The 4,502-nt window shown below is 68.0% G+C and carries 7 protein-coding genes; all 7 read left to right on the plus strand.

The window, feature by feature from the left end:
- Positions 1 to 266: 4Fe-4S dicluster domain-containing protein (locus AC2VON_RS07675; protein WP_486952413.1), on the plus strand; the 266-nt coding region annotated here is incomplete at its 5' end.
- A 59-nt stretch (positions 267 to 325) separates the two neighbouring features.
- Positions 326 to 916 (plus strand): helix-turn-helix transcriptional regulator, encoded by a 591-nt coding sequence (locus tag AC2VON_RS07680; RefSeq protein ID WP_486952419.1) that lies wholly within the window; start codon positions 326 to 328, stop codon positions 914 to 916.
- Entirely contained in the window at positions 913 to 1,137 is a 225-nt protein-coding gene (locus AC2VON_RS07685; RefSeq protein ID WP_486952414.1) for a hypothetical protein, read from the plus strand. The genes AC2VON_RS07680 and AC2VON_RS07685 overlap by 4 nt, the downstream gene beginning before the upstream one ends.
- Before the next feature lie 61 nt (positions 1,138 to 1,198).
- Entirely contained in the window at positions 1,199 to 1,537 is a 339-nt protein-coding gene (locus AC2VON_RS07690; protein WP_486952415.1) for a cupin domain-containing protein, read from the plus strand.
- Positions 1,538 to 1,646: 109 nt separating this feature from the next.
- Positions 1,647 to 2,531 (plus strand): aldo/keto reductase, encoded by an 885-nt coding sequence (locus tag AC2VON_RS07695; protein ID WP_486952416.1) that lies wholly within the window; start codon positions 1,647 to 1,649, stop codon positions 2,529 to 2,531.
- 49 nt (positions 2,532 to 2,580) lie between these two features.
- Positions 2,581 to 3,204 carry a PaaI family thioesterase gene (locus AC2VON_RS07700; RefSeq protein ID WP_486952417.1) on the plus strand — a complete coding sequence of 208 codons (624 nt, stop codon included), beginning with the start codon at positions 2,581 to 2,583 and terminating at the stop codon, positions 3,202 to 3,204.
- A gap of 74 nt (positions 3,205 to 3,278) precedes the next feature.
- A partial coding sequence (locus AC2VON_RS07705) for an aminoacyl--tRNA ligase-related protein (protein WP_486952418.1) occupies positions 3,279 to 4,502 on the plus strand: 1,224 nt, incomplete at its 3' end.

Genomic DNA, 4,502 nt, shown 5'->3' on the forward strand with positions numbered 1-4,502 from the left:
GTGCTCTCTACATCCACCCCGACGAGTGTGTGGACTGTGGAGCCTGCGAGCCGGTCTGCCCGGTCGAGGCCATCTACTACGAGGACGACCTGCCCGAGGACCTGCAGCCCTATCTGGCCGACAACGCGGAGTTCTTCGTCGAAACCCTGCCAGGGCGCGACGAACCGCTGGGGTCGCCGGGTGGCGCCGCCAAGCTCGGTCCGCTCGGCGTCGACACACCGCTGGTTGCCAGCTTGCCGCCTCAGGGTGACGCACTCCAGGAGTGAGCGACATCGCCAGGTTGCCCGGAGGCCCCGGCGGACGCCGTTTCGACGTACTCCGGGCGCTGCAGGCCGCGGATGCCCCGGTCAGCATCGCGCACCTCGCCGGCGAGTTGAGTGTGCACCCCAACACCGTCCGCTTCCACCTGGGCACGCTGCTTGACGACGGCCGTGTCGAACTCGCCGAGTCCCAACACAGGGGGCGGGGGCGACCGGCGCTGATGTTTGCCGCGGTCCGTCAGATGGATCGCGGCGGAACTCGCCGCTATCGGCTGCTTGCCGAGATCCTCACCATCGGAATTGCGGCCGACGAGGATTCGCCCAGCAAGGCACTGGCGGCCGGCCGGGCCTGGGGGCAGCAGTTGGAGTCCCTGGCCGATGCCGCGAAACCAGTTGCCGCCGAGGAGTCCATCGATCATTTCGTCGACTTGCTCGACGAGCTGGGGTTGGCGCCCGGCCGCCGCCCAACCCCTTTCCCGCCTTGTCGCCATTCCATCTTTTGTCCGACTGCCCCCCGTTGGTGGGGTACGCGCCGCACGGGCGCCAACCCAAAGGACCCGAAGGGGCTGAAGGTGCTGAAGGTGCTGAAGGGGAGGTACAGGTGGGGTTCCGGCACTGCCCCTTCCTGGAACTCGCCGAATCCCAGACCGACGTGATCTGCCCGATCCATCTCGGGCTGATGCAGGGCGCGCTGGAAAGCTGGGCTGCCCCGGTCAAGGTGGACCGGCTGGATGCGTTCGTCGAACCGAACCTGTGCCTGGCCCGCTTCACCGCGGCACCCGCCGGCGGCCAGGGAAAGGCCGGTGGCAGTGGTGGAAAGGTGCGGGTGCAGCATTTCGCCGCGGGTCCGGTGCGAGTCGAAGAAGCCACCGTTTGAAGGTCGAGTTGAACCCCGACATCCCTGCCGGCAAACCCGGCAACACGAAGGACGCAAATTGATGGAATCCATCTCCCTGAAAGAGCTCGCCGCGCAGAAGCTGGCCGAGGCGCGGCAGCACCACAGCGGGCGCTCCGCGCACACCATCTACGGCGGGGCCGTCCACCACCTGCGCCAGACCCTGGTCGCGCTGGGGGCTGGCCAAGCGTTGGCCGAGCACGAAAGCCCGGGGGAGTCGACGCTGCAGGTGTTGCGTGGGCGGGTGCGTGTGACGGCCGGCGACGACGTCTGGGAAGGACAGGCCGGTGACTACCTGGCGCTCCCGCCCCACCGGCACGCGCTGGATGCCCTCGAGGATTCGGTCGTCATCTTGACCGTCGCCATGGCCAAGTCGCACTGACGTCTTTGCTGAGCGACTACTGACCGGTTGGGACCCGGTTGTGAGAACTGCTGTTACCCGGCACTCCAACGGCCAAGCCTGCCAGCGCCGCGCGGGTAACGTCGGTCAGGTGAGCACATCGACCGCCAACACCCCGGCCGCGGCGTCTGGAACATTCACCATCGGCGGTGACCTGACGGTCAACCGGCTCGGCTTCGGTGCGATGCGGCTGACCGGCCCCGGGGTGTGGGGGCCGCCCGCCGATCGGGGTGAGGCGGTGCGGTTACTGCATCGGGCGGTGGAGCTCGGCGTCAACTTCATCGACACCGCCGACTCGTACGGGCCCTACGTCTCCGAGGAGATTATCCGCGAGGCGCTGCATCCCTACCCGGGGCTGGTGATCGCCACCAAGGCGGGGCTGCTGCGCACTGGCCCGAACAAATGGGTTCCGCTGTCCAACCCGCACTACCTGCGCCAGGAAGTCGAGATGAGCCTGCGCCGGCTCGGCGTCGAACGCATCGACCTGTTCCAGCTGCACCGCATCGACCCGGATATCCCGTTGCAAGACCAGCTCGGCGAACTGGTGGCGCTGCGAAACGAGGGCAAGATCCGCCACATCGGCTTGTCGGAGGTCACCGTGGAACGGCTCGAGGCCGCCCGCCAGATCACCTCCATCGTGTCGGCGCAGAACAAGTACAACCTGACCGACCGTGGCGCCGACCCGCTGGTGGATGCCGTTACCGGTCAGGGCATCGCCTTCATTCCCTGGTTCCCGCTGGCAGCCGGACCGCTGGCCGCCAAAGACGGCCCGCTGGCCCAGATCGCCGGCGACCATCACGCCACGCCGTCTCAATTGGCATTGGCGTGGCTGCTCAAACGCTCCCCGGCGATACTGCCGATCCCGGGCACCTCGAGCATCGCGCACCTGGAGGAGAACGTTGCCGCGGCCGAGATCACGCTCAGCGACGCTGAATTCGAGGAGATAGCAGCCGCTGCTGTGGCCAGCGGCGCCTGAGCGGCCGGTCGCTGGCAGAACACGCCACTCGGCGCAATACGGTGTTTGGGTGGCCAGCGAGCATCCCCGGCACTCCGGTGGCGGATTCAACCCACCCGAACCGACCAGCAAAGGCGGGCCCGACTATGGCCGGTTCGTCGAGGCGGTGCGCGCCCTGGGCGACCACGCCCGCGCCGTCGACGCACCCGACGAGGTGATCAGCGCGGCCGCCGATGCGCTACAACAGGTGTGCGACCTGCTCGCGCCGTTTGACGCCGACGAGTGGTCGTCGCCCTCGGGGCGCCGGATGGACCTGCCGATGCGCGGCAATGTGCTGGCGGTGCCGATGAAGGTCACGCAGACCGACGACGGACGGCTGCACGGCTGGGCCCGGTTCCGCCGGTTTCATCTGGGACGCAACGGGGCGGTGCACGGCGGGGCCATCGCGTTGCTGTTCGACTCTTTGCTGGGTACCGCGTCGTGGCTGCTCACCCATGGGCCCTACCAGCGCACCGCCTATCTGCACGTCAACTACCGCAACATCGTTCCGATCGAGAAAAAGTTGCAGCTCGATGCGGGCATCAGCGGGGTAGCGGGCCGCAAGATCTTCGTCGAGGCCCGGCTGCGCGACGGCGAGACCCTGCTCACCGAAGCCGAGGCGCTTTTCGTCAAGCTCAAGCCCGGTCAGGCGTGAACGGCCACCCCGATAGCCCCGGATAGCATGGTCACGAGCCCTTTGACAACCCCGATACCCCTGGAGACCACGACATGAGCACGCCCGCGCAACCCGCCGGAGGAGCCCCGATCCGGGTGCCCGCCGGCACCACCGCGGCCGCCGCGGTGCGCGACGCGGGGTTGCCGGGCCGGGGCGCACCCGACGCGGTCGTGGTGGTGCGGGACGCCGACGGGAAGCTGCGCGACCTGAGCTGGGTTCCCGACCGTGACGTCGAGGTCAGCCCGGTGCCGGCCGACACCGACGACGGCCGCAGTGTGATCCGGCATTCCTGCGCGCACGTGCTGGCCCAGGCCGTCCAGGAGCTGTTCCCGGGCGCCAAGCTGGGCATCGGTCCACCGATCACCGACGGGTTTTACTACGACTTCGATGTGCCCGACGCGTTCACCCCCGAGGACCTGGCCGCGCTGGAGAAGCAGATGCGGGCGATCGTCAAGGAGGGGCAGCTGTTTCACCGCCGGGTCTACGACTCCACCGACGCCGCCCGGGCCGAACTGGCCGGAGAGCCCTACAAACTGGAATTGCTCTCCGGCGGTTTTGACAAGTCCGGCACCGAGATCATGGAGGTCGGCGGCGACGAGCTCACCGCCTACGACAATCTGAATCCGCGCACCCGGGACCGGGTTTGGGGGGATCTGTGCCGCGGCCCGCACATCCCGACGACCCGGTTCATACCGGCGTTCAAGCTCACCCGCTCCGCGGCGGCCTACTGGCGCGGCGACCAGAACAACGCCAGCCTGCAACGCATCTACGGCACCGCATGGGAGTCACAGGAGGCGCTGGAGGCTCACCTGGAGCTGATCGAGGAAGCCCAGCGGCGTGACCACCGCAAGCTGGGGGCCGAGCTGGACCTGTTCAGCTTTCCCGACGAAATCGGCTCCGGGCTACCGGTTTTCCACCCCAGGGGCGGGATCGTCCGCCGCGAGCTGGAGGAGTATTCGCGGCGCAAGCACATCGAGGCCGGCTACCAGTTCGTCAACACTCCGCACATCACCAAGGCGCAGCTGTATCAGACCTCGGGCCACCTGGAGTGGTACGCCGAGGGCATGTATCCGCCGATGCACATCGACGCCGAGTACGCCGACGACGGAACACTGCGCAAACCCGGGCAGGACTACTACCTCAAGCCGATGAACTGCCCGATGCACCACCTGATCTTCGGCTCCCGCGGCCGGTCCTACCGGGAACTGCCGCTGCGGCTCTTCGAGTTCGGCAGCGTGTACCGCTACGAGCGCTCCGGTGTGGTGCACGGGCTGACC

This window comes from Mycobacterium sp. TH-M82, assembly GCF_057473605.1.